This is a genomic window from Neobacillus driksii (genome assembly GCF_013409995.1).
Lineage (GTDB): Bacteria > Bacillota > Bacilli > Bacillales > Cytobacillaceae > Neobacillus > Neobacillus driksii.
This window is the reverse complement of record NZ_JACCBX010000011.1, coordinates 1-24,863: the sequence shown is the minus strand read 5'-3', so window position 1 is coordinate 24,863 and position 24,863 is coordinate 1. Positions and strand designations below refer to the sequence as shown.

Genomic DNA, 24,863 nt, shown 5'->3' with positions numbered 1-24,863 from the left:
GATTAGAGCTATAATATTAAAGTTGTTATTATTTTTTTATCCTAGAGAAAACAGGAGTGATGTAAATAATGTTTGATACAATTGATGCTTTATCCGTAACCTCTATTCGTACGCTTTCAATCGATATGATTGAAAAGGCAAATTCAGGCCATCCTGGTATGCCGATGGGTGCTGCACCAATGACCTACACTTTATGGACTCGTTTCATGAACCACAACCCAAAAAACCCAGAGTGGTTTAACCGTGATCGTTTTGTATTATCAGCAGGACATGGATCTGCTTTATTGTACAGCATGCTTCATTTATCTGGTTATAATCTATCAATGGATGACTTAAAGCAATTCCGTCAGTGGGGAAGTAAAACTCCTGGACATCCAGAGTACCGTCATACTGAAGGAGTAGAAGCAACTACTGGTCCACTTGGACAAGGTATCGCGATGGCTGTTGGTATGGCAATGGCAGAGCGCCATACAGCTAGTGTCTACAATAAAGACAATTATGAAATTGTGAACCATTATACATATAGTATTTGTGGTGATGGAGATTTAATGGAAGGTGTATCTGCTGAAGCTGCGTCACTAGCGGGACACTTAAAATTAGGCCGTTTGGTAGTTTTATACGATTCAAACGATATCTCACTTGATGGCGATTTGAATAAGTCGTTCTCAGAAAGTGTAAAAGAACGTTTCTTATCATATGGCTGGCAATATCTTCGAGTAGAAGATGGAAATAATCTAGAAGAAATCGCTAAAGCGCTTGAAGAAGCTCGAAACGACCTTGACCGTCCTACAATGATTGAAGTTAGAACGGTAATCGGATACGGATCACCAAACCGCGCAGGAACTTCTGGTGTCCATGGATCTCCGCTTGGAGCAAACGAATTAAAGCTTACAAAAGAAGCTTATAAATGGACTTTTGAGGAAGATTTCCATGTTCCGCAGGAAGTATATGATAACTTCAAAAACCTTATCGTTGAAAACGGTACTAAGAAAGAAAAAGAATGGAATGACCTTTTTGCACAATACAAAAAGGAATATCCTGAACTAGCCAATCAATTAGAAACAGTATTGAAAAACGAATTACCTGAAGGCTGGGATAAAGATATTCCAGTTTACTCAGAAGGTAAAGCTCTAGCTAGCCGTGCATCATCTGGTGAAGCTCTAAACGGTATCGCGAAAAACTTACCAATCTTTATCGGCGGATCTGCTGACCTTGCTGGTTCTAATAAAACGATGATCAAAGGTACAGGAGATTTTGCACCAGGCAACTACGAAGGCAGAAATATCTGGTTTGGTGTTCGTGAATTTGCAATGGGTGCAGCAATGAACGGTATCGCTTTACATGGCGGAGTGAAAATTTTTGGAGGAACATTCTTTGTATTCTCTGATTACCTGCGTCCAGCAATCCGTTTGGCTGCGATAATGGGCTTACCAGTAACGTATGTATTCACTCATGATAGTATTGCTGTTGGTGAAGATGGACCTACACATGAGCCTGTTGAACAACTTGCAGCACTACGCGCAATGCCGGGTCTTTCTATTATCCGTCCAGCAGATGGTAACGAGACAGCAGCAGCATGGAAGCTAGCAGTTGAATCTACAAACAAACCTACTGCTTTAGTATTAACACGTCAAGATCTGCCAACTCTTAAAGGAACAGATCAAAACGCTTACGAAGGCGTATCTAAAGGTGCTTATGTTGTTTCTCCTTCTGAAAGAGAGACGCCAGACGCATTACTACTAGCAACTGGTTCTGAAGTAAGTTTAGCAGTTGAAGCACAAGCAGCTTTAGCTGGTGAAGGAATTCATGTATCTGTTGTAAGCATGCCATCATGGGATCGCTTTGAACAGCAATCACAAGAATATAAAAACTCAGTTCTTCCTAAAAACGTGAAGAAGCGTCTTGGAATTGAGGTTGGTTCATCATTCGGCTGGCACAAATACACAGGTGATGAAGGTGACGTTCTAGCAATCGATACATTCGGGGCTTCCGCACCAGGAGAAAAAATTATGGAAGAATACGGTTTTAGCGTAAGTAACGTAGTTGCACGCGTGAAAGCACTTCTGCAAAAATAAAATGATTAGATCTAAAGGGAACGGCTATTAGCTGTTCTCTTTTTTTGGTTTAGGAATAGATTTTGAACTTTGGATTTCTGCGTGAAATTCAAATTATTAGCAGGATATAATATTATTTGGAAGAAACTTATGCATTCGACAATAATAGTGATATTTTTTGCCGGTAAAAGACAAATGTTTTGACAGCGCTTATTTATAATTGATAGAAAGGTTATCAACGAAGGAGAGATCGTGGTGAGACATTATCAGCTTTATTTAATAGAAGATGAATTTGCCGCCCATTACTTCGGAAGAGAGCGTATGTTTTATCAGCTTTTTCAGGAACATCACAAAGCAGAAGGTGAACTGAAGTTTATAACCAATAAACAAATAACGTATATAACAAAATCGATAGAAGTTTTGAAAATCCACAATTTAATTCAGAAACAACTTGGAAAAAAGAAAGGGTTTCGTGCTGAACATGGTACATACTCAATTGAATTAAGTGGAAAACTAAGTGCAGCGAAATTAAGGGTGTACCAGGATTTAATCACGATTGAGGCTACAGGAAGCTATGAAGCAGAGACCATATTCTTTGAAGTGCTGAGAAAATGTGAATCTTCCTTTATGGCATTAGACCTGGATCATCAAAGATTTGGATGGTTAAGGCCTATTAAAGAGAGAAAATATGTTTAATCTTTTGAAAGAGAATATTGTATATTCCCGTTTTATTTAGTACACTGTATGGTAGACAACATGAAGGAGGAAGTTTAATGGGTACAGGTCTATGGATTCTAGTTGTTATTCTAGCCTTAGTAGCTGGTGTAGCTCTAGGATTTTTCATTGCTCGTAAATATATGATGGACTATTTAAAGAAAAATCCGCCAATTAATGAGCAAATGCTAAAAATGATGATGATGCAAATGGGTATGAAGCCTTCTCAGAAGAAGATTAACCAAATGATGTCTGCTATGAATAAACAGCAAGGAAAATAATACACGAAACCAAACCATTTTATCAATAGATAAAATGGTTTTTTTCTTTTATTTAGAATATTATTATTTTAAAAAAATATATTGAAATGTGGGATAAATAGGTACATAATAGTTACGCTAAGAACAACTACATAGATAAAGGAGCATTTATATGAATAAAGTTTTATCACTTATTTTGATTTTACTTCTAGCGTTAACAGCGTGCGGAACGCAAGAAAAGGAAGAGACCGCTACTCCACAAGAAAAGAAAACTGAAGAGGGAACAAATGCCGCTAAAGAAGAAAAGACAAATAAAAGAGAGTTAACAGCTGAAGATGAGCAGTTCAGCAAATTGATAGTAGAAAAAAACTATGAAGAAGTAGTCAAACAGACAGTTTCTTTAAAGACTGAATCACAGAAGGACTTCTATTACATTGCATCAGCATTTATTAAGAATAATGAAAATCAAACAAAAACGTATGATCCAGCGGATTTGACTGCAATGAAAACAGATTATCAGGTAATTGTTAATTATATAAACAGAGTGAAGTTTGTACCTGATGAAATCAAAGCTGAAGTCGAAGGATTAAAAACATCTGCAGAAGAGAAAGTAGCAGAAGCGGATAAACAATTAACAAAATAATCATGGACAAGCACTCATTAAAATGGGTGCTTTTTTCATACATGGAAATAAGTGTCTAAATCTTTATTATTTTACTAATATTTGATAAAATATAGCTTCGGGTGGGGTGAAATGATTTTTTAAAATAATAAAAGGATAAGGTCAATTATTTTTCGGGGGACAATTATGAGAGTATTTTTAGATCTAGGCTGGTTTTTTAAGCAAGAGAAAAAAGCATATATATCAGGAACATTTATTTTACTGTTTGTCGCGCTTCTTCAACTCGTGCCGCCAAAGGTTATAGGTATAATTGCAGACCATATTAATGATGGTACGTTGACCAAAGGCCTGCTTCTTGAGTGGATGCTCATATTAGTAGCTGCAGGATTGGGGATGTATGTCCTAAGGTATTTTTGGAGAATCATGATTTTTGGTTCAGCGGTTAAATTGAGTAAACAGTTACGAAATCGTTTATATCAGCACTTCACCAGTATGTCACCATCGTTTTATCAGAAACGAAGGATTGGCGATTTAATGGCACATGCGACGAACGACTTACAGGCTATTCAACAAACTGCCGGTGCGGGAGTTCTAACGTTAGTGGATTCTCTATCAACAGGTGGATTTGTTATCCTGGCCATGGCATTTACGATTAGCTGGAAATTAACGTTGATTTGTCTAATCCCGATGCCATTTATGGCAGTGCTTACAAGTTGGTTTGGCACTATGCTACACCGCACTTTTCACAAGGCACAAGAAGCCTTCTCTGACTTAAATGATAAAACGCAGGAAAGTATCTCAGGGATTAAGGTTATTAAAACATTTGGCCAGGAAAAAGCAGATATTGAGGATTTCCGAAAGCAGTCAGAAGACGTAGTGCAAAAAAACATCGTAGTCGCAAAAATAGATTCTCTATATGATCCTACGATTTCCATCATTGTGGGGATATCGTTTTTCTTAGCGATTACCTTTGGTTCTAAATATGTGTTGGCAGGAGAATTATCCATTGGTGAGTTAATAGCCTTTACGACCTATTTAGGACTATTAATCTGGCCGATGCTTGCATTCGGCTGGTTGTTTAACATCGTTGAACGCGGTCGTGCTTCTTATGATCGTGTAGCCGCATTGCTTCGTGAAAAATCCGACATTACAGATAAAAAAGACGCTTTAGAGGTAGTGCCTAGCGGCGGTATTCAATATAACATTGAGAAGTTCACCTTCCCTGGTGAAAAGGAACCAATGTTGAAGAATATATCCTTTACTCTTAATCGAGGAGAAACACTCGGGATTGTCGGAAAAACAGGTGCGGGTAAAACCACTTTGTTAAAGCTTGTCATTCGTGAATTTGAAGACTATGAAGGGGAAATTATCTTCGGAGGTCATACCCTTCAAGAATATAAGCTGGAAAAACTGCGTGAAGCGATTGGTTATGTTCCTCAGGACCATTTTTTATTCTCTGCAAGTGTAGCTGAGAATATTGCTTTTACGAACCCTCGTGTTCCAAAAGAAGAAATATTCAGCGCTGCAAAGCTGGCCAATATTCATGATGATATTCTTCAATTTACGGAAGGCTATCAAACTGTTGTGGGGGAAAGGGGAGTTTCACTATCAGGCGGTCAAAAACAAAGAATCTCGATCGCACGTGCACTGCTAATGAACCCAGAAGTATTAGTGCTGGATGATTCACTATCAGCGGTCGATGCAAAAACGGAAGAGGCGATTCTTTCCGCACTAAGGAAAAATCGTGAGGGAAAAACAACGATCATTACTTCCCATCGTTTAAGTGCCATCCAACACGCTAATCTGATCATCGTTCTAGATAATGGGAAAGTCATTGAAAGAGGAACGCATGAAGAGCTTATGGCAAGCGGTGGCTGGTATAAGGAAATGTATTTACGTCAGCAGCTAGAGGAGTTGGTAGAGCATGGAGGACATTAAAATAGATGAAACAGCACAGCTGACTGAACAAGAACAAAAACGTGTTTTATATCGCTTACTATCCTATACGAAACCACATAAGAAGGAATTAATTCTAGCATTCAGTCTTCTCGTGTTAACGACATTAGGAGAGTTAGCCTCTCCGATTCTGGTAAAGATCTTTATTGATGATTACTTAACACCAGGAAATTTAATTTTTCAGCCTTTGTTGATTCTTGGGGTAAGCTATCTTGGAATTCAAATTGTAAAATCAGTCCTGTTATTTTTTCAATTAGTGAAGTTTCAGGAGATTGCATTAAAGATTATTCAACAGCTGCGGGTTGATATTTTTTCAAAAGTACAGTCACTTGGACTAAAATATTTTGACCAAACACCGGCAGGAAGTATCGTTTCTAGGATAACGAACGATACCGAAGCGATTAAAGATATGTTTGTTACCGTACTTTCAACCTTTATCCAAAGCGGATTTTTATTGACGGGGATTTTCATTACCATGTTTATTTTGGATGTGAAATTGGCGCTGTTCTGTCTGATTTTTATACCATTAATTCTACTGGTCATGAGTTTATACCGTAAATTTAGTTCCCGTTTTTATTTAGATATGCGTGAGAGACTCAGCCAATTAAATGCGAAGCTAAGTGAATCCTTGCAGGGAATGAGTATAATTCAGGTATTCCGTCAGGAAAAAAGACTTCGTAAAGAGTTCGAAGACATCAACGAAAAGCACTATAACTCGGGTATGAAAAATATTAAAATTGACGGATTATTGCTGCGACCGGCAGTCGATTTAATTTTTATTTTAGGACTCATCATTGTCTTAAATTATTTTGGTATCACGTCATTAGAAAGTCCAGTCGAAATCGGCGTGCTATACGCGTTTGTCAATTACCTTGAGCGTTTCTTTGAACCAGTCAATAACATGATGATGAGATTATCGTTGTATCAGCAAGCGATTGTGGCTGGGGCACGTGTTTTTAGAATCTTAGATAAACAGGAATTGGCACCGGCACAAAGTGAAAAAAGTGCTCTATCGATTGAAGAAGGAAGAATTGAATTTAAGAATTTAACCTTTTCTTACGATGGGCAGCGTAATGTGTTGAAAAATATATCCTTTACGGCTAACCCAGGAGAAACCGTTGCACTTGTCGGGCATACAGGAAGTGGAAAAAGTTCTATTATTAATCTATTAATGAGATTTTATGAATATGAGAATGGTGACATCTTAATTGATGGTAAATCAATACGAGATTTTTCTAAGGAAGAGTTACGAGATAAAATGGGGCTTGTACTCCAGGATCCATTTTTATTTTACGGAACCGTCAGAGATAATATTACGCTTCATAATCATCATTTAACAGATCGGCAAGTAGAGGAAGCGGCTAAATTTGTTCAGGCACATACGTTTATAGAAAAGCTGGAAGATACCTATAATCATAAAGTAGTAGAAAGAGGATCTACCTTATCGAGTGGACAACGGCAATTAATTGCCTTTGCGAGGACGATTGCGGCGAATCCAAAGATACTTGTCCTTGACGAAGCAACCGCTAATATTGACACTGAAACAGAAGAAGCGATTCAAACTGCTCTTGCAAAAATGAGGGAAGGGCGGACGACGATTGCCATTGCCCACCGGTTATCGACGATTCAGGACGCTAACTTAATTCTCGTCTTGCACCAAGGAGAAATTGTGGAAAGAGGAACACATCAAGAGTTGTTAGCGCTTGGCGGACTATACCATAAAATGTTCCTCTTACAAAATGGAGCTGTCGAACGTTTAGAGGATGTTATACATTAAATGAGAAAAAATCCTGGCTATGTGCCAGGATTTTTCATGAGAGACTCGCCACTCGGCGGGTTTTCTTTATATATTTTCGATTATATTCATTTAAAAGGTGGTCTAATTCCTGGCTGTAACGAATAGCAATGGAGGAAGTCAAGCCGTTTGTAACCGCGACTTGTATTAATTCAGCACGCTTATTTTCTATTAGTTCAATAAGTTCTTGTTTAATCATAGCCGTGGTCCTTTCCGGAGAAACTCCAATAATAGATAACAAAACATTGGCAGGGAATTCTCTACCAATGTTTTACTAGTATAACCTAAGATGGGAATAAATACAAAGATATTTGTAAAAAATTATCCAACTAATATAGGTATTTAATAGATTTATTGTCATCTTTTTGAAGGGGATTCTAATATATTGCCAGCGACACAAAATATTCATGTTAACCATTATCATTTAAGGAGAAGTTTTGTTAAAATGAAGGAGTATCGACTATAGTGGGAGTGTTAATATGACTGACGTAAATATATTTTTGGCCTTAGGTGCAGGTTTTTTGAGTTTTATTTCACCATGCTGTTTACCGCTATACCCTGCATTTCTATCGTATATCACAGGAATGTCTGTAGGGGAGTTAAAAACTGAAAATGCGATGCTTCAAAAGCGGAGTCTTCTACATACAATCTTTTTCCTTATTGGGTTTTCGGCAATTTTCATCGCTATTGGATTTGGAACTTCCTTTGTTGGCCGCTTTTTCCTTGAATATAAGGATTTAATTCGTCAGCTTGGCGGTATCTTTATTGTACTATTTGGATTAATCATAGTCGGTATCTTTAAACCAGAATTCTTAATGAAGGATCGACGGTTAGAATTTAAAAACAGACCTTCAGGATTTATTGGTTCCGTGTTAATCGGTATGGCTTTCGCTGCCGGCTGGACTCCTTGTACTGGACCGATTCTGACTTCAGTTATCCTGCTAGCGGCTTCAAATCCTGGTTCTGGTGTTTTATACATGGTCGCGTACTCACTCGGATTTGCTATTCCATTTTTAATTCTATCCTTCTTTGTCGGCAGAATGAAGTGGATTCGTAAGAATAGCGGTAAGATTGTGAAAATCGGCGGTTATATTATGATTGTCATGGGGATTGTGCTCTTCTTTGACTGGATGACAAAAATTATTATTATTTTTTCAGGGATGTTTGGTGGCTTTACAGGTTTCTAAAACATAAATCATATAGTAAAATATGATATGGTTTTATTATAAGAAAATAGGGGATGGAACCTATGAACTTCGTTGTTGTTTCTTCAATAGGAGCGGTATTTATGGGGATATTTGCTTTATTTGTCCGTATGAAAGCCGCAAAGAAGCCTACAAATGCTTTGAAAATTATCATGCCTCCTGTGTTTATGTCGAGCGGGGCATTAATGTATGTTGTACCAGAATTTCGATTAACAGGTATGGAAATTTTAGAGGTAGTTATTCTGGGCATGCTTTTTTCGATCCTGTTGATTAAAACTTCTAAATTTGAAATTCGGGAGAATGAAATATTCCTGAAAAGATCGAAGGCATTTATTTACATTTTAGTAGGATTACTAGTAGTAAGGATTGGCTTGAAAACGATCTTAAGTGCCACAATTGATTATGGAGAACTAAGCGGTATGTTCTTCCTGCTTGCATTTAGTATGATTGTTCCATGGCGGATTGCGATGTACTTGGATTACAAACAGCTATATCGACAGCTTCATGGTCAACAATGACATTGCTATAAAAAACGCTCAGGGCACAATAGCTCTGAGCGTTTCTTTAATAACGATATCTTCTAATTTTATCAAACAAATACTGTACCCCATATAAAAGATAGGCCTTATAGTGTAAGTAGACAAAAAACTGAATATGATTTAATCGACCCAGACTGATAATTTTAAGTTTTTTAAGAACATCAATGATAAAGAAAGCAAAGGCACCATCAGCTATTAAATTTAGTAGCACAAATTTCTTAAAGTTTCCTTCCGAGATTTTAAGGAGCCACATCGAAAAAGGCGCATATGGACCCACACTAAAAGGAAGTTCATCTCTAATAAAAGATTTCTTCTTATCGTAAAACTTCCACCAATTCCGCTTGTGTCCATACAAATGATTCATGATTTCAAAAATCACAATAAATATACCTGAAAAAGAATAGCGTTTAAAATCGCGCTTTCCTATAAATAATAATGACAGCCACGGTATCACTATTAACAATAGATTAAATATCTTATGCCTCTTAGTCGCCTTACGTTTCGCCATTGTTTCACCTCAACCTACTATTTGACTCTTTAATAAAATATCCAAATTCATGAAAAAAAACCGCCAAAAATTGGACGGTTTAGAATAAATGCTCATATGGAGCTACATCAATTCTATTTTCAAATAGCTTTTTACGTAAAAATTTATGATCTCTTTTTGGTGTGGCTTGAATGTAGCCGCGGATCACGATCTCTTCTGTAATTTTTGGGACTTTTTCATTTAGAGCCAGTTCGCCAATTTTACCAGCTATCTTGTGCCGAGCGACATCACGGAATAATTCAGGAACCGGGCTCACCAAGTCTTCGAGAAGGGCTTTCTCTTCTTCGCCCCAAAGATGCCGGGATTCATTCACATAATATTCTTCCCAGTCCATCACCGATTTGCCATCTTCTTTAGGCATTTTCTTAAGGAACTTTCGAAACATAAAAAATCCGCCAATCGCCATGGCCCCGGCAAAGGCAAAGATCCATATTAATATAAACCAAAGAAACCAACCTGTTAATTGCCCCATTGTATTCACCTACAGATTACTATTTTCATCTATCTATTATAGTCTGTAATATGGTGAAAAGACAAGTTATCACCTTTATTTTAAAGGAGAAAGAGGGCTTTTAAGAGGGTTGCAAAAGTTGTCGAAAAAATGACAAAATCCCCAATACTATTGATTATTACTATATTCCATTGTATTATGATTACAAATAGTAGTTATCTTTTCTACAATAATAATTCTGGGGCTGAATGGGGTACTGGTGTCCTCCACAGTCTTCAAAACTGCTTGAGACCTGCGTGCCAGGTCTGGTGGGTTCGATTCCCACGCAGTCCCGCCAACCTTGATATATAAGGGTTTTGAGGAACATTTGTGAAGTTATAAGAGGAACTTGAGTTGGCACCTTTATAAGTCCCTAAAATAACATATTCTTCACCTACACGTTTGAATACTTCCTGCAGAAATGATCGATGGGACTTTCTAGTTCTGTTGGAGAGTTCTTTTCGTCTACATTCCGAACATCTTGCTCCTTGTAAAAAATTATGAGGTCGCACCATATATTCATTACCACAGACATTATGCTTAATCTTAATGTCTGTATGAGTGGTAATATATTGCCCTAAAACTTCATACTCATCCTTCACTAACTCGAATACCTCGTGCTCAAATTGCCTCTGAGTTTTTGTCCTGCTTTTTGTTACTCTTTCATAAGTACATCGTTTGCATCTACTCTTTTTATTTAAAAAGCTTCCAGTTGTAGTTTCATACACGTTGCCACACTTAACATGTTTCATTTTAACCTTTTTCATAGAGCCTTGATATTTTCCTAGTACAATATATTCTTCACCAATTTCAGTAAATACTTGTTGAACAAACTCCTCATGTGTTTTTTTCTTGGCCACGAATTTATTCACCTTCTTTTGGTCGTTTTAATAAATTTATTTGATTTCCAAATTTCTCCTAAATTCTTTCGTTCAATTATATATAACTTTAACAGGATAACTTCACTATCAGAATTTAGTAAAAGTACATAAAAATCCTCTATTCCTCTAATTTCAAAACTGCTTGATACTCATATCCTTAAGGTAGATTTGATTCCAATAGAGCGCGAAAATCCTTGACGTATAAGGGTTTAACTTTAATTGAACAGGTATTTACTATTTAAAAAAACTGTAACAGTCATTTCTGGTCACCTTTTGGTCACATCATTTTGTCCCTAATACCACACATGTGGAGTGTTGTTCACTACTAATATTAAAAGACCCACAAAAATATAATTGAGATGTTCCGTGTGCTTCAGCCTTCCTTTTTGGAAGGTTTTTTATTTTGAATCAAACAATAGGAACGAATGTTTGTATATAATATATGTGAGGTGATTTCATGTCTTATCATATAATGCTGACAAGAAAAATTTCTGATTTAAAAGGGCAGTCACAAATTCAAGTTCAAGTAATGGATACAGGGACTCCACAGATCGCTTCTTTGAATACCAGAGAGAAGCTCGTTTTGCGATACTTAATAGACCTACTAAAAATCCAATAAACTTTAAGATGAGAAGTCTTAGGGAACAATCGGTCTTGATGACGCAGCAAAATTCTTAAATGACTATTATATCCAAGTGAAAATCCGAAGTGAGGAAAAGGATTGATTATTTACCTTCAACAAGACGAACACACTAAATGATGAATGAAAAGCCCCGTCTCTTAATGAGGTAGGGCGAATTTCGGTATTGGAGCCATTCATATATATATGCTAATCCGTCCATCTTCCTTCCTTAATCAAAACCTCTTTTAAACGTCGGAATAATTTAGGATGATAATTAACTCAGTTTGGATGATTATTAGCTTCCGTAGGTGCTAAGATATCATTGGATACAATCCATATTTTCTCTTTATCCTTCTTATTTTGATAAATATTAACGACAAAGGATAATGTCCTTCCAACTTCGTTCAGAGATTTATAAATTTCTCCTCTGTAAAACGGCTTTTTAACTTTTGACATAAATTTCACCCCTTATTAAATTTCAATAAAAACTTAATTGATTATATTACTTTTAAGGTAAATTTAAGACCTTCTTTCCGATGTAAGTAGGTGGTTTGAAAAGTTGAATAATTTAATCAAAGACCACTTTTTATGGTGTTCTTTTCCTTTTTTGCAAACAAGAACTAATGTTCGTGTATGATGGTTAGGGGGTGATGAAATTGGTACTAAGAGTTCGAGGGAAAATAAAGTGGCAAGGGGCATACTTTATGCCGGAGAATGTAACCATTCGGTAAAGCTTACTGTATGGGATGACGTCTATACTACGAATATTGTGGTAATATTCGGTTATTATTTTCCTATTTTCACTAACAGGTTGTAAGTAAAATCTTTTACTGCTAGAAACGGCTTTAAAAAAGTATGTGATATTAACTCAGAATTTTGTATTATGGAAGTAAAAGGAAAGTGGATGAGGAGTATATGGGGGCTAGTTACAACAAAACAACAAAAAACAATAGACATTTAAGCAGAAAGTTAAGCATGAAATGTTCGGTACATGGGGATTTAATTGGTTTTTCTGACGAGATAAACATAGTTATTTATGAATCATTTAACTATGAACATAAGAAAGTAGAATTAAAGTGTTTTCTGTGCCTAAAGGAGGAATATAATAGACAAAAAAGTAAGAATGATGAAGAAATAAAGAAGTAGAGAAAGAAAGATACAGGAAATATGGGAGAAATGCCAAAATTTTATCTATTGTTAGTGGGACTATGTTCTTTTTTGCTTTATTTTTAGGGATGTATTTTTTATTCGTAAGGGGAACATTTACTTCATAAACTGTTGCATTTATTCTTGGCGTTATGAGTTTTTACATATTTAGATTAAGTGAGAAGTTAGATAAAAAGGAAGCTGCTGCATACCCTTATCCCAATTTACCAATTATTTTTGATCCAAGGACTGAAGTTTCCTCTCAAAAAGAAAAGGTGAAAAAATGGAGGATAGAACAAGCAAAATTAAAGAGGGAAAAGGTTGATTACACCTTATCCGAAGTTGATAACATGAGGAATTCAATTTGAAGTCTTCGTCCAGCAACTCCTAAAAAATATGGGATATACAGGTGTAGAATTAACGCAGGTAACGGGAGATAAAGGTGTCGATATTATCGCTTACAAAAATAGTAAAAAGATCGCTATTCAATGTAAACGATATGACGCAAAATTGACTAATACTGCAATTCAACAGGTTTTCTCGGGACAGCATATATATAAATGTGATGAAGCATGTGTTATAACAAATTCATTTTTTACGGAACAAGCTATAGATGATGCAAGAAAACTCCAAGTTAGACTAATAGATCGTAAATCTCTTTTTAATTTAACGCAACAAGCAAATGACTTAGCGAAGTTACCTCAATAAATGTAGCCAAGATTGGCTCAACCTGATTAATTACCCAACATGCTGATGATTCATGGTTAATAGAGCTTAGAAGAGGCGAATTTGGGCTACTACTGAGCTTTCTAAATGGTAAACCACTGGGATTATGGAGTTTATGCCACCCGGAGAAAAAAGAAACTATACCGGCAGCAGAAAGTTGTTTCAGAGGATGATAAATTTATCTTTTTTGAGCCGGTTAAATGCCGGGTCAAGTTTAGGAACATAACTAAAGCTGGGTTCCTCCGGATACCGTCATTTGTAGAATGGTATTAAAAAGTTAAATCATATAAATTGTTTATGAGCCGTGCGTTTTAACGAGGCTCATTTTTTGTATTATACAGTCCATATACTGATACATATTAAAGGTAATTTGTGGAGAGAGTAACATGTAGTATTTCTATTTGGAGGTCGCTGTATGGAGGAAAAGGGAAAGCAGATTAGGCTAACGGCAGGAGAGATTGCTCAACTTTGGTCGCAATATTTAAATGATAGCTCAAGCATATGTGTGCTTACATATTTTTTAGAAAAAGCTGAGGATGATGAGATTAAGCCTTTAATTGAATTTGCATTGCAGCTATCTAATTCACATGTCCAAAAAATTACAGCTATATTAACAGAAGAAAAGAATGTAGTTCCACAAGGTTTTAGTATTACGGAGGATGTTGATCTAGCTGCTCCTCGACTTTTTTCAGACAGCTTTGTATTAAATTTTATACACCAAATGGCTAAGGTTGGATTAACAGTATATGCAGGCAGCGTAGCAACATCAGTGAGACAAGACATTACAGCATATTATAAGAACTGCCTTTCTGAAACAATGGAATTATATGAAAAAGCAAAGGACTTATTATTGATAAAAGGGTTGTACATAAGGTCTCCCAACTTGCCCAATTTAGAGGAGGTTGAATATGTAAAAAAGCAATGGTTTATCTTAGATGTAGTTGGAGAGAAAAGACCATTAGCAGCAATGGAAGTAGATAATTTATATAATAATCTTCAAAGAAATGCTCTGGGTGCAGCTACCCTTACCGGATTTAGTCAGGTTGCAAAGAAAAAGGATGTAAAACAGTTCTTTATAAAAGGTATAGAAATTGCGAATAAACATGTAACATTATTTAGAGGAAAATTAGAGGAAAGTAAACTCCCGTCACCAATGGGTTGGGATTCAGAAATAACGAGTAGTACAACTAATACATTTTCTGATAAACTCATGATGTTCTTTACATCTGGGTTGAATGCTTTGAGTATCGGTTATTATGGTCAGGGGGTTGCACAAGGTCTAAGAGGTGATATTAGTTCAATGTATAACAGGCTTTCATTAGAAATTCAATTATACACTGAGGATGGAGCTAATATCATGATTAATAATGGATGGTTAGAACAACCTCCACTGGCAGCAGATAGGGATGAATTAATACGGAGAAAGCATTAATCAGTTATGATAGAATGTTACAAAGAGCTTGGATACGTACAAGCTCTGTTTTTTTGAAATTCCTAGGCTTCTCAGGTATTAACTTAAACTTTTTCCTTAGCGTTGGCGTATAGTAGAATGGGAACGCTGTTCATTTTCATAATATCATTAACGCTCAATACGTTTGACTCGCTAGAAGATGACGTTGAGGGTATTCCAAGGTGGGAAGGTAAGTATTTGCGTTAAATATACCAGGGTTGAATCCTGGACGCTGCTGAGCTTTGGAAAACCAGCTAGAGTAATGTGATTTATGCCACCCGGAGAAAAAAAGAACCTTTACCGGCAGCATCAAGTCGTTTCAGAAGATGATAAATTTATCTTTTTTGAGCCGGTTAAATGCCGGGTCAAATATAGGAACATAACTAAAGCTGGGTTCCTCCGGATACCTTCATTTGTGGAATGGAAGAAAAATCCTTAAAGCATTGTTTAGTTTGGGATCACAATGGTTCCTTCTTTTTATTTGTTATATATATAAGATTGTGAAGGAATGTACTTAAACTATTGAGGCAGGTTAGTTGAGGAAAGTTTTGATTTAATTTCGAAAATAAAACATGTTTACTTCTCCATAATGAATTAATACTTTGAAAACATTTTGTAAACAATAAGAAAAAAAACATTGGAGTGTTAACAAATAATGGAGCATAACCCAGAACTTATTTCTTCAGAAGTTGCAGCATTATGGAGTGCCTTTATGCAGAATTCAATGGCTTATTGTATTGTCCAGCATTTTGCCAAGGTAAATGAAGATGAAGATAGTACAGACATTATTCAATCTGCTATGAAAAATTGTAATTTTGTTGTAAATGAAGTTAAACAAATCTTTGAAAAAGAAAACCATGCGATACCTATTGGATTCACACAAGAAGATGTAAACTTAAATGCGGGTCGATTATATTCAGACCTTTTTACCTTGCGATATATTAAATACATGGCTGCGACTGGTACAGTAGCCGCAGCTGCTTTGCTTGAAGTGCAGGCACGAAAAGATGTAAGGGGATTTTTTACGAAAACTTCTGAAATGTTTATGAAACTTTACAATGATACTTGTGACTTACTTCTTAAGAAAGGTGCTTTCGTCCGTTCGCCTACCATTGCTCCAATGGAAAAAGCTGAATACATTCAAAGCGAATCATTTCTATCAGGATTAATAGGTAAACATCGACCTTTAACTGCCATTGAACTAGCACATATTTGTAAAAATACAGAAACAAACTCAATTGGTAGAACATTTATATCTGGTTTTTCCCAAACGGCTAAATCACCTGAAGTTAGAAAATATATGGAAAGAGGTGCAGAAATAGCCGCAAAGCATGAAACTGTTTTTAGACAAATATTGGTTGAAGATGAAGTGCCGTTACCAAGTACCTGGGATTCAAACATATCTCAATCCGTTGATTCACCATTTTCAGATAAGCTAATGATGTTACATACTCTTAGCCTGAATGAAATTAGTGTTGCTGGCTACGGGGCTGCAATTGGTGCAAGCCTTAGAAAGGATATAGGTGGGCATTATACAAGGTTAGTGGCTGAAATACTTCAATATGCTCATGATGGAACTCAATTGATGATTGAAAACAGGTGGTTGGAACAACCTCCGCAAAATGTAGATAGGGAAGCATTAAGGAACAGAAGTCTTTAAACAATCAGTGACTAATACAGCGATTCTGCTTTTGCAGGTCGCTTTTTATTTTTTCTTGTTCAACTACCGGGTGCAAGGGTTTAAGATCAAGTTGCCAATATGGCAGCTATTTTTTATTAAACTAAAGGTGCAGGTTAGTGAAACAAGAGGGACAAAAATCCACCTGTCTTTTACGTCTTATTTGAATCAAAAAGTGAAATAAAGAGGAGTATTATAACCTCTTCTTCACCTAACGATAAGATTTGTAGATCTTCTGACCAGATGAAGAAAAATAAAAACGTCCACCCTACATGTAAGGATGGACAGCACATCAAATATTTACCAAGCGACAAGAGGAACTTGGCATGGTGTTATTTTGTACGTTATTTACAAAATAATACAAAGTTTATGTAATGGATGATATGGATCCCATATTACGTATTGAACCAAAAGGTGATGAAAAAAACTTTTATTTAAAGGGAAAAGTCGAGAGCATCAATCCCCCAACCACTAATAAGTATATTCCTTCTAAGTAGCGAATGTAATGGTAAAAACGTCCAATAAATATTAATATTAATGTTGGACAGTTTTTAGTTTCTATACTTTTTAGGGTCTCAAATAACATATGAACGCTCGTGTTTTGCATTGTTCTAGCTCCTCATTTAACTTCAGGCAAAACTGTTCATCGTTCAACATTCCCAATTATTTCACGGATCATCTGAATTCCGTATAAAAGAAGCGATTTTACAAAAAAGAGTATAGATAATTGATATTTCTTCAAACGAACTAACGAGGCTATCCCAAGGTCTTTCAGCGTATCCACAAATTTATAAGTAAAAATGGTATCAATGACAAGGTTCAGCAGCAGATACCACTTGAATTTCCCATAAGTTAATCGTAAAATCCAAATAGAACCGATCAAAAATGGTCCCCAAGTTAAAGGAAATCTACCAGGTATTTTAGGGTGGATTTTAACATAATACCACCACCATTTTCTTTTCTTAGCCAATATACCCTCCAACCAAACAATAATTGCCATCAACATACTTGCAGGCAAGAATCGTTTCAGTGCTTTTTTCCCAAGCAAAGGAATCGTCAGCCAGGATAAAATCATCAACGTTGGCAATAATGCCCTCGCAACTTTTAACCTTTTCATATGCAACCTCCTATCCATCAAGAATAATTTCCCCCCAATAGGTAATTTTATGAAAAGCAATAAAACTATCCACTACTTATCCACTAAATAAAGCAAACTGAGATTGTGAAGAAATGTACCTAAAGTAAAGGGTGATTTAACTCAATAACGAGTTATTTAATAAGCCGAGAATATGTGAGTTTTTATTTATTACTTGTTTACTTTCGCCTTTTTTGCTAGAAAGTGACATAAATTCACATAATGGATTGTAATCTTGCAAACACTTTCAAAAAATGGTATTCTAAGGAAGAATTATTTTTGTTCGGTGTAAAGGATAGTATTAGTTGAACTTTTCATCTAAATGATCACTGGGAGCAAGGATAGTAATATATGTGTGCAAAAGCACACAGCAGGAGGAAACACACTTGGAACAAGGTAAAGTAAAATGGTTTAACGCAGAAAAAGGTTTTGGATTTATCGAACGCGAAGTAGGAGACGATGTATTCGTTCACTTCTCAGCAATCCAAAGCGAAGGTTTCAAATCTTTAGACGAAGGTCAAGCAGTTACTTTTGACGTAGAGCAAGGTCAACGTGGACCCCAAGCTACTAACGTTCGTAAAGCTTAATAATAAATAATAATGTTGGATATAGACAGGCTCTATCTTAGAGTCTGTTTTTTATTTACCTTAAAAACAAGGAACCCCACTCACGAATGAGTGGGGAACATGTAAACAGTAATTCAAATGGTAAATAAAGTGTATCACATAAACACGAATTATCATAGGTCATATAGATTTCTGAACTGATTTAGTTAAGAGTGACTGAAATGGTCATTCATTTTTTGTATGCAACACTAAAGATCATTATTTATTACTTTTCAGCTACTGCATCTTTAAGAGCTTTACCAGCCTTAAAAGCGGGAACTTTTCCAGCTGCTATCTGAATTTCTTCCCCAGTTTGTGGATTTCGACCTGTACGTGCAGCACGTTCACGAACCTCAAAATTACCGAAGCCAATCAATTGAACTTTATCACCATTTTTTAATGCTTCCAAAATAGTATCAAAAACTGCATCTACTGCTTTAGATGCTTCTTTCTGTGAAAGTTCTGCGGTTTTTGCTACTTGATTAATGAAATCTGTTTTATTCATTTTATAATCACTCCTTTAAAGACTTTACAATCCACAGGGGACGTACCTTAGTTGTAACATAGCGTACATTAGTTCGCAACTCTAACCTTATTTTTCTTGTTCAACTAACTGGCAGGATAGTTTAACAAGGATAATGGTTATTTGTGGTAAAATATATAAAGAATGGTTTAATTTATAGGGGGTGTTTGAGTGCAAAAAAACAAAGAAACTCCTGAACGAAAAAGAGAGAGGTTACGACAAGAAGAATTAAAAAGAAATCCGACAGGTAGTCTGAATGATGCTTTTAATAGAGCACAAAGTGGAGGTCTTGTGGATTTAGTAGGCAGCTTAGGCTGGAAAGGTACGGGGATACTTATTCTGGTACTCATAATTGGAGTTATTATTGCTTCAATCTTCCTAAAGTAACGGGTCCAAGAGTTGAAGAACCGAGCTGTCATCGAGGCAGATTTCTTATTGAACTAAACGGCAGTTTAGTTGAAGAATGGAAATGGCTCTTTTATGTTTGTGCCAAGCAAGAATAGCCCCCTCCGAACAGATTGGAGGGGGTTGTGCTATCTAAATTCATCCGTTATTCCAAGCTCTTATTCTGACCAAGTAACCACTTGGGGACAGTTCAGACAAGTTGTATAGGAAATTACCATTGGGGAATGATTTATAAGTTTGAAATAGCCTCCTGTGTCGTCCAAGTAGCACTGGCAAATGCTTTATAATTGGTAACGGCAGCTTGAAAATCCTCTTCACTAATTGTTGCGGTGGCATCGTATACAACAGCTGTTTCAAAACCAGTTTCGATTAGATGCCTCATATGGGACTCTACACAAACGTTGGAAAGCACCCCTGCAATAATTATCTTCTCTTTTCTATGTTGTCGTAACTGATATTCCAAGTCATTTGTTTGTGGGCTGGCAACCTTGTGAGGAGTTGCAATGACGGTTCTTCTATCAAAAATATAAGGTTTGAAAGAATGAACAAAATCAGCTCCAAATGACGGTGGTGTGTACGCATTTGCCACTTGATACATTCTAAGACCTAATAGCATCTTTTGTTCATTTCCTGTAAATTGCCAGCCATAATCATGAGGGTATAAATAATGGGGCGATATGAAAAGTTGGTATCCCTTATTGATGGCAGTTCTCATTAATAGTTCAAGTTTTTGTATGGTATTGTTTCGTTCAATAGTTCCTTTAGTCAGATGATAGCCTCTTCCCCCAGGACTCATAAAGTCATTTTGTGGGTCTGTGATTACAATAGCAGTATTATTGGGATGTGGTTTAAACGGCAAATTACTTACCTCCCTCGCAGCATAAGCTTGCGGAAATGTTTGTTACCTGTTCAGGAAAGATAGAGAAGTTGTTTTTTAAAAAAATTCAGCATTGACACGACAGCCGCATCGAACAAGTACATAGTCATTAAAAACTCTATAGGCATTTATATGTATTTGTAGTTTGTTTAGTTCACTTTGTTATAGAAAATTAGTGTGCAACTTTGACGAATGTTTCCAGAAGGTACTTGTTAAGCTAACGGGTGCTTTAGTTGAAGAGTCGATCGTCACAAAGACGGTCTTTTTTTATGGAGTGAACAAAATCTCCAAAATGTTTACTCCATAAGTAAGTTTGTGAAAGAATGTACTTAAAGTAACGAAGCAGTTTAATTGAATAAAACTCAGTGTGCTTATTTGGGATTATGTGCTGATTTTGTAACAATTGTTTTTTTTTATTTAAATCCACTATGATATTATTTGAACATAGTATATCATAGGAGGATTTTTTTTGATTAACGATTTATTTAAGGAAGCAAAGGAATATATTCATTCTTGTTATAGAGAATTAAATAAGACTGAACAGGAACTGGATAATAGGTTAAATGAAATTAGTAAACAGATATTAAACCAAGGGTATTATAAACACACAGCCGAGGAACTAGAATATGGGGCAAAAGTGGGCTGGCGTAATAGTAATCGTTGTATAGGAAGATTATTTTGGGATCATTTAAACGTTATCGATAAAAGGAACTTAAACACCGAAGAGGAAATTATTGAAGCTTTATTTGAGCACATAGAATATGCTACTAATAAGGGTCGTATACGCCCTACAATAACAATTTTTTCACAGAAAACTCCTAATAAAACGGTACGTATATGGAATCACCAATTAATTCGCTATGCAGGTTATAAAACTGAACAAGGTGTTCTAGGGGACCCGCACTCTTTATCCTTTACTGAGACTTGTATAAATCTGGGGTGGGAACCGAAGTTTGGAAAATTTGATGTTTTACCCTTAGTTATTCAAATTAATGAGAATCATCCAAAATTAGTCGAGATTCCAGAAAGACTTCTTCTCGAAGTTCCAATTCGCCATCATCATTACAATTGGTTTAAAGATTTAAACCTGAAATGGTATGCAGTACCGATGATTGCGGATATGATTCTGGAAATTGGTGGTATTACTTATACTGCGGCTCCATTTAATGGCTGGTATATGGGCACGGAGATAGGAGCACGAAACTTAGCAGATGAATCGCGTTATAATATGCTTCCTCAAATAGGAAATTTAATGGGGTTGGATATTAAAAGTAATATATCTTTATGGAAGGATCGTGCACTTTTAGAGTTGAATACAGCAGTATTACACTCTTTTAAGGAAGATGGGGTTAGTATAGTAGACCATCATACGGCTGCTCAACAATTTCAAAAGTTTGAAGAAAAAGAATCGGAGAGTGAAAGGTCAGTAACAGGTGATTGGACTTGGCTCATTCCACCTTTATCACCAGCTACAACACATATTTTTCATAAACCATATAATAATGAAATTAAAAAGCCCAACTATTTTTATCAAACTAAACCATATTAAGTTTTTAAAGAAGCCAACAAAAATGTCGGCTTCTTTAATTTAGTTTTCGATTTTTTTATATACTGCTTTTCAACTAACAGGGTTCTATGCTTAAATAAGGCATCTCCTTTTCCCTGTTCAACTATCTGACAGATTGTGAAGAGCTGTACTTAAACAAACGGGTGCACGAGTTGAAGAATGGGATGGCAGCGGCTATCCCTTTTTTTATTGCACTAACGAAGTAGGTTACTCCAATAAGGATCATTTATGATTTCTAAATAAAAGTGAGCCAATCATTACTATAAACAAAAACGATCAAAGAAAAATAATGAAAAATAGATAAAGCCAACCATCAATGGTCGGCTTCTTAATGTTTATTTTCAATGTCCAGCTCCATGTCCTGTACCTGTGTTTTTAACTTCTGTATACTCAGTTGGAGCATTATCATCTTTTAGAGATTCAATTATATCATTTGTAACAGCCTTTGCTAACTTTTTAGCAGCAACATTATCGCTCTTATAATGAATCCCCATCTGTTCTCTCGAAAGAGCTACTTTTTCTGCTGTTTCTTCTAACTGGTCTTTTTCATTCGGGAAGAAATAAGACAGTATATAAGCAGCCGTCCAGGCTGTTGCTGTGTGTCCTGAAGGATAAGAAGGATGCGGCGGAACCGTCATTCCCTCTGGTAATTTAATAGATGGGTCTAGATCAGTTGGTCTTGGTCGTAAATATTCATATTTTGCTTGAAATGTTGCTGTCAAGGAGGTATAAATTGCTCCTGAAAGAACTGCATGGACCCTAGCAGATTCGGGACCCATTAATCCATATTTATTAATTAATTCCTCTGTTTTATTGAGCCATAGTGTATCAGGGCTAGGTGTATTTTGCCAGTGCTTAATAAATTCGATTTGTTCTTCAGTACGATTTTCAGTCAACTTTTTCAAGTCTTCCAGTTCTTTTTTGGTTTCCGCAGAATCGTTTGCAGGAGGCGCTGCCACCTTGTAGGAACTTCCATCCTTAAATTCAAGCCCCTTCCACTCACCTGCTTTTGGTGTTACAGGATTTTCATGTGTCCAGCCCATTCCTTTATTGTTGGAGGATTCTATTTGCTGCCTTTTTTCCGCATTTTTTGTTTGTTCCGAGCTACACGCTGATAACATTAAAAGCATTAAGAGGGTAAAGGCGGTTATTAAATTTAACTTTATCTTTTGTTGTTTCATAATTTTCTCTCCCAGTATTTTTATAGTAGGAGCTCATCATGAATACTCTTACTACTCTATATATCATAAAAGAAATTAATTAGAATGGACCATCCAATATACCATTAATTTACCCATCCACTTTTCTAAACATTTGAATCCAAAAGACCGTTTGTACGCGGATTCCGCAAAAAGTATTCTGCTATAAAATGATGACCTATTTAACATATGAATAGGTCATTTTGTTTTAATCAGTGGAGTGTAGGAATTCCGAAAACAGGTTAGTTAGTATATTATTTTGTGAAGGATTGTACTTAAAGTAACGGGTGCTTATATTGAAGATTTAGCTGCCATAAAGGCGGCTATTCTTTTTGTGCTAACGGGCAGGTTAACTTAATAAGATACAGGGATTACCCTTACTAAAATCGAATATATAATTTTAAGGGGTGATCAATATTGAATAGAAAAATTGCTATCTCTTTATTTTCTTTGTTTCTCTTTTTAGCTTGGCTTCTTTGGGGAATTTATGTTTCTACTGGAGAAGAGTGGTTGACAGTCCTTTATATTGAGCAAACAAGTGAGGATACCTTCGTTGCCAGAGTTTCAGATATAAAAGTATTAATTGGTGCAATTGCATCAATACTCATTGGATTTACTCTTTATTTGATTAGCAGAAAAAAGTAAATGTTATTGAGCTAACGGGTGCGATACTTCAAGATGGAGGTCGCCTTTTTTCTTTTTTGCAAAGAAAGATTGTGAAAATGGTGTACTTAAACTAACGGGCAGGTTTAGTTGAATAATATTCCCGAAGAAAAAGCACCCTTCTTACAAAGGATACCTGCATTTAGTTATTTCGTTTGGCTTTAACCCTCTGCTTTTGACATCAATAGCCCGCCACTCCATAGAATTTTTATTACTTAAAGTGATAGTCACTAAATCATATGGGACATCGTGAGCACCTTCAAATGTTGTTACCTGCACGGTGACATTAAAGTAGCTGTAGGTTTCGTATGGTTCCACCTTTTTGATTTGGATAATCCGCTGGCAATACCACTGCTTCGATTTGCCGAAATGTTTTTCGAGTGCTTTGTCGATGGATGAAAAAAGCAAATTGAGGATCACATCATCACGCAACTGTACATCATTTTTAGTTACGGTTTCGGCTTGAACGGGTGAATAAGAGAAAAGAGTTAAGCAGGCAATCAATATTAAAAGGCTTTTTTTCATAAGAATCCTCCATTTAATGTTGCTCTTATTATGAACAATTAAAGAAATTCTTATTAAACTAAAGAGGAGCAAGAGTTAAGGAGTGGTATCTGATTCGGCATCTTTTTTCTGCTTGTTCCACTAAACCAGCTAATAGTTTGTCAATATTTTTCAATAAAAACTTAAAATAACTCATGCTATACTAAAAATGTGCATGCCAAATAACCTTCCGTTATTCTGGTTTTGGAAGGTTTTGTGTTATTTAGTTTATTTTTGGTTCTAAGCTATATCTTGGAAAGTGGTTCTGTTCTTTAAAAGGGCAAATATCCAATGTAAGAGTTTATTTACACATGCAATTACAGCTACTTTAAAGGGTTTTCCTTCGCCACGTTTCTTGTCGTAAAACTCTCGCATTTTCTTATTGCGAGGGATGATTTCATCCGTTGTTTTCTTTTTACGGCAATCACGAATGGCACAACGAACAGCCATATATAAGGCGTGACGAAGCCTACTGGACCCTCTTTTTGTAATTCGATTCTTAGTGGCAGAAAACTTTCCAGATTCGAATACACTAGGATCAACTCCAGCGAAAGCTACCAGCTTTTTAGGATCAGTAAATCGATCTATCTCTCCAATTTCTGAAATGATCGTTGCAGCGATTTTTTCTCCGATACCAGGGATAGATTTGATAATATTATAT

At 36.0% G+C, this 24,863-nt stretch carries 27 protein-coding genes and 1 tRNA gene; 18 read left to right on the top strand and 10 right to left on the bottom strand.

From position 1 onward, the window contains the following. The first annotated feature begins 68 nt into the window (after window positions 1–68). The 6 genes from tkt to F4694_RS22525 all read left to right on the top strand — a co-directional run bounded on the left by tkt (window position 69) and on the right by F4694_RS22525 (window position 7,383). On the top strand, window positions 69–2,075 hold the full coding sequence (gene tkt, locus F4694_RS22550) for a transketolase (RefSeq protein WP_179602109.1): 2,007 nt from the start codon (window positions 69–71) through the stop codon (window positions 2,073–2,075). A gap of 234 nt (window positions 2,076–2,309) precedes the next feature. After that, window positions 2,310–2,750: a sporulation inhibitor of replication protein SirA gene (sirA, locus tag F4694_RS22545; protein WP_179602108.1), complete on the top strand. Its 441-nt coding sequence runs from the start codon at window positions 2,310–2,312 to the stop codon at window positions 2,748–2,750. A gap of 77 nt (window positions 2,751–2,827) precedes the next feature. After that, window positions 2,828–3,049, top strand: a complete 222-nt coding sequence (locus tag F4694_RS22540; RefSeq protein WP_179602106.1) for a YneF family protein — start codon at window positions 2,828–2,830, stop codon at window positions 3,047–3,049. A gap of 151 nt (window positions 3,050–3,200) precedes the next feature. Then, on the top strand, window positions 3,201–3,671 hold the full coding sequence (locus F4694_RS22535) for a hypothetical protein (protein ID WP_179602104.1): 471 nt from the start codon (window positions 3,201–3,203) through the stop codon (window positions 3,669–3,671). 165 nt (window positions 3,672–3,836) lie between these two features. Further along, window positions 3,837–5,588, top strand: coding sequence for an ABC transporter ATP-binding protein (locus F4694_RS22530; RefSeq protein WP_179602102.1), 1,752 nt, complete (start codon window positions 3,837–3,839; stop codon window positions 5,586–5,588). Then, a complete protein-coding gene (locus tag F4694_RS22525) occupies window positions 5,575–7,383 on the top strand; it encodes an ABC transporter ATP-binding protein (protein WP_218895799.1) in 1,809 nt (602 codons plus the stop codon). The genes F4694_RS22530 and F4694_RS22525 overlap by 14 nt, the downstream gene beginning before the upstream one ends. A gap of 34 nt (window positions 7,384–7,417) precedes the next feature. Here the strand turns inward: F4694_RS22525 and F4694_RS22520 are convergent, their stop codons facing one another. After that, the gene (locus F4694_RS22520) at window positions 7,418–7,600 is read right to left on the bottom strand and encodes an aspartyl-phosphate phosphatase Spo0E family protein (protein ID WP_179602100.1); all 183 of its coding nucleotides are present in this window, start codon (window positions 7,598–7,600) and stop codon (window positions 7,418–7,420) included. 280 nt (window positions 7,601–7,880) lie between these two features. Between F4694_RS22520 and F4694_RS22515 the strand changes: the two genes are divergently transcribed. Next, window positions 7,881–8,588, top strand: coding sequence for a cytochrome c biogenesis CcdA family protein (locus tag F4694_RS22515; RefSeq protein WP_179602098.1), 708 nt, complete (start codon window positions 7,881–7,883; stop codon window positions 8,586–8,588). A 62-nt stretch (window positions 8,589–8,650) separates the two neighbouring features. Continuing rightward, entirely contained in the window at window positions 8,651–9,124 is a 474-nt protein-coding gene (locus F4694_RS22510) for a CcdC family protein (RefSeq protein WP_179602096.1), read from the top strand. Between the two features lie 46 nt (window positions 9,125–9,170). On the opposite strand, the gene F4694_RS22505 is transcribed toward F4694_RS22510, so the two are convergent. Both F4694_RS22505 and F4694_RS22500 read right to left on the bottom strand, forming a co-directional pair. Then, window positions 9,171–9,653 (bottom strand): hypothetical protein, encoded by a 483-nt coding sequence (locus F4694_RS22505; protein ID WP_179602094.1) that lies wholly within the window; start codon window positions 9,651–9,653, stop codon window positions 9,171–9,173. A gap of 79 nt (window positions 9,654–9,732) precedes the next feature. After that, on the bottom strand, window positions 9,733–10,164 hold the full coding sequence (locus F4694_RS22500) for a DUF2621 domain-containing protein (RefSeq protein ID WP_179602092.1): 432 nt from the start codon (window positions 10,162–10,164) through the stop codon (window positions 9,733–9,735). 219 nt (window positions 10,165–10,383) lie between these two features. Here F4694_RS22500 and F4694_RS22495 point away from each other — a divergent pair. Then, window positions 10,384–10,480, top strand: a tRNA-Sec gene (locus tag F4694_RS22495). Between the two features lie 1,055 nt (window positions 10,481–11,535). After that, window positions 11,536–11,682, top strand: coding sequence for a hypothetical protein (locus tag F4694_RS22490; protein ID WP_218895798.1), 147 nt, complete (start codon window positions 11,536–11,538; stop codon window positions 11,680–11,682). 282 nt (window positions 11,683–11,964) lie between these two features. On the opposite strand, the gene F4694_RS22485 is transcribed toward F4694_RS22490, so the two are convergent. Then, complete coding sequence (locus F4694_RS22485; RefSeq protein ID WP_179602089.1) at window positions 11,965–12,141, bottom strand: hypothetical protein; 177 nt, start codon at window positions 12,139–12,141, stop codon at window positions 11,965–11,967. Between the two features lie 842 nt (window positions 12,142–12,983). Here F4694_RS22485 and F4694_RS31865 point away from each other — a divergent pair. From F4694_RS31865 to F4694_RS22470, 4 genes are all read left to right on the top strand, one after another. Beyond that, window positions 12,984–13,199: a hypothetical protein gene (locus F4694_RS31865; protein ID WP_218895797.1), complete on the top strand. Its 216-nt coding sequence runs from the start codon at window positions 12,984–12,986 to the stop codon at window positions 13,197–13,199. 28 nt (window positions 13,200–13,227) lie between these two features. Then, window positions 13,228–13,539, top strand: coding sequence for a restriction endonuclease (locus tag F4694_RS22480; RefSeq protein WP_179602087.1), 312 nt, complete (start codon window positions 13,228–13,230; stop codon window positions 13,537–13,539). Window positions 13,540–13,972: 433 nt separating this feature from the next. Next, window positions 13,973–14,989 carry a DUF3231 family protein gene (locus tag F4694_RS22475; protein ID WP_179602085.1) on the top strand — a complete coding sequence of 339 codons (1,017 nt, stop codon included), beginning with the start codon at window positions 13,973–13,975 and terminating at the stop codon, window positions 14,987–14,989. A 673-nt stretch (window positions 14,990–15,662) separates the two neighbouring features. Beyond that, window positions 15,663–16,667: a DUF3231 family protein gene (locus F4694_RS22470; protein WP_179602083.1), complete on the top strand. Its 1,005-nt coding sequence runs from the start codon at window positions 15,663–15,665 to the stop codon at window positions 16,665–16,667. Window positions 16,668–17,328: 661 nt separating this feature from the next. Here F4694_RS22470 and F4694_RS22465 read toward each other — a convergent pair. Then, entirely contained in the window at window positions 17,329–17,802 is a 474-nt protein-coding gene (locus F4694_RS22465) for a hypothetical protein (protein ID WP_179602081.1), read from the bottom strand. Window positions 17,803–18,206: 404 nt separating this feature from the next. Here F4694_RS22465 and F4694_RS22460 point away from each other — a divergent pair, with 404 nt between their 5' ends. Next, on the top strand, window positions 18,207–18,407 hold the full coding sequence (locus F4694_RS22460; protein WP_179602079.1) for a cold-shock protein: 201 nt from the start codon (window positions 18,207–18,209) through the stop codon (window positions 18,405–18,407). A gap of 244 nt (window positions 18,408–18,651) precedes the next feature. On the opposite strand, the gene F4694_RS22455 is transcribed toward F4694_RS22460, so the two are convergent. After that, window positions 18,652–18,930, bottom strand: coding sequence for an HU family DNA-binding protein (locus F4694_RS22455; protein WP_179602077.1), 279 nt, complete (start codon window positions 18,928–18,930; stop codon window positions 18,652–18,654). A 189-nt stretch (window positions 18,931–19,119) separates the two neighbouring features. Between F4694_RS22455 and F4694_RS22450 the strand changes: the two genes are divergently transcribed. Next, window positions 19,120–19,335 carry a DUF6366 family protein gene (locus tag F4694_RS22450; protein ID WP_179602075.1) on the top strand — a complete coding sequence of 72 codons (216 nt, stop codon included), beginning with the start codon at window positions 19,120–19,122 and terminating at the stop codon, window positions 19,333–19,335. A 247-nt stretch (window positions 19,336–19,582) separates the two neighbouring features. Here the strand turns inward: F4694_RS22450 and F4694_RS22445 are convergent, their stop codons facing one another. Then, window positions 19,583–20,212 carry a cysteine hydrolase family protein gene (locus F4694_RS22445; RefSeq protein WP_179602073.1) on the bottom strand — a complete coding sequence of 210 codons (630 nt, stop codon included), beginning with the start codon at window positions 20,210–20,212 and terminating at the stop codon, window positions 19,583–19,585. 487 nt (window positions 20,213–20,699) lie between these two features. On the opposite strand from F4694_RS22445, the gene F4694_RS22440 reads away from it, so the two are divergent. Next, window positions 20,700–21,779, top strand: coding sequence for a nitric oxide synthase oxygenase (locus F4694_RS22440; protein ID WP_179602071.1), 1,080 nt, complete (start codon window positions 20,700–20,702; stop codon window positions 21,777–21,779). A gap of 359 nt (window positions 21,780–22,138) precedes the next feature. On the opposite strand, the gene F4694_RS22435 is transcribed toward F4694_RS22440, so the two are convergent. Next, on the bottom strand, window positions 22,139–22,978 hold the full coding sequence (locus F4694_RS22435; protein ID WP_179602069.1) for a phosphatase PAP2 family protein: 840 nt from the start codon (window positions 22,976–22,978) through the stop codon (window positions 22,139–22,141). 435 nt (window positions 22,979–23,413) lie between these two features. Here F4694_RS22435 and F4694_RS22430 point away from each other — a divergent pair, with 435 nt between their 5' ends. Then, a complete protein-coding gene (locus F4694_RS22430) occupies window positions 23,414–23,641 on the top strand; it encodes a hypothetical protein (protein ID WP_179602067.1) in 228 nt (75 codons plus the stop codon). Window positions 23,642–23,782: 141 nt separating this feature from the next. Here F4694_RS22430 and F4694_RS22425 read toward each other — a convergent pair whose 3' ends face one another. Together F4694_RS22425 and F4694_RS22420 are read right to left on the bottom strand one after the other, a co-directional pair. Continuing rightward, window positions 23,783–24,184: a DUF3888 domain-containing protein gene (locus tag F4694_RS22425; protein WP_179602065.1), complete on the bottom strand. Its 402-nt coding sequence runs from the start codon at window positions 24,182–24,184 to the stop codon at window positions 23,783–23,785. A 258-nt stretch (window positions 24,185–24,442) separates the two neighbouring features. Then, on the bottom strand, window positions 24,443–24,863 hold a 421-nt coding region (locus tag F4694_RS22420), incomplete at its 5' end, for a transposase (protein WP_179602063.1).